The organism is Pseudomonas tremae (assembly GCF_001401155.1).
GTDB classification, from domain to species: domain Bacteria; phylum Pseudomonadota; class Gammaproteobacteria; order Pseudomonadales; family Pseudomonadaceae; genus Aquipseudomonas; species Aquipseudomonas tremae.
The window spans coordinates 1-360 of the sequence record NZ_LJRO01000165.1; the positions used below are offsets into that span (position 1 = coordinate 1).

At 51.9% G+C, this 360-nt stretch carries 2 protein-coding genes; both read right to left on the bottom strand.

Going from position 1 to position 360, the window contains the following annotated elements:
- A partial coding sequence (locus ALO43_RS12110; protein ID WP_054997555.1) for a PepSY domain-containing protein occupies window positions 1-262 on the bottom strand: 262 nt, incomplete at its 3' end.
- Window positions 262-360: PepSY domain-containing protein (locus tag ALO43_RS12115; RefSeq protein ID WP_459564953.1), on the bottom strand; the 99-nt coding region annotated here is incomplete at its 5' end. The genes ALO43_RS12110 and ALO43_RS12115, both read right to left, overlap by 1 nt.

Genomic DNA, 360 nt, shown 5'->3' on the forward strand with positions numbered 1-360 from the left:
ACTTGAGCTCACGGACAACACCCTGCGGGGTCAGCAACTCGAATTCATACACGTACATGTTATTTTTTTCCTCAAGCTCAGCCTCCAGCAGGCGAGCGCCGGGATGAAGACCCAGCGCGCGCTCGATAAACTGTTCGAGAGGCAGTATCACCCCACGCTGCCGCAGACTGAGCGCTTCATCCTGATTCAGATCCCTGGCATAGACAAAAGAGCAGGTCAGACTCAAACCAAGGATGACACAGAGACGCTTGTCGACATTCATTAGTTATCCTGATGATTCCTGTAGACCTGACCCGTAGCGGCGTCTATTTCGAGAACCCACTCAATATCGTGCTTGTCACGCAGCTCGACATTGTAAAC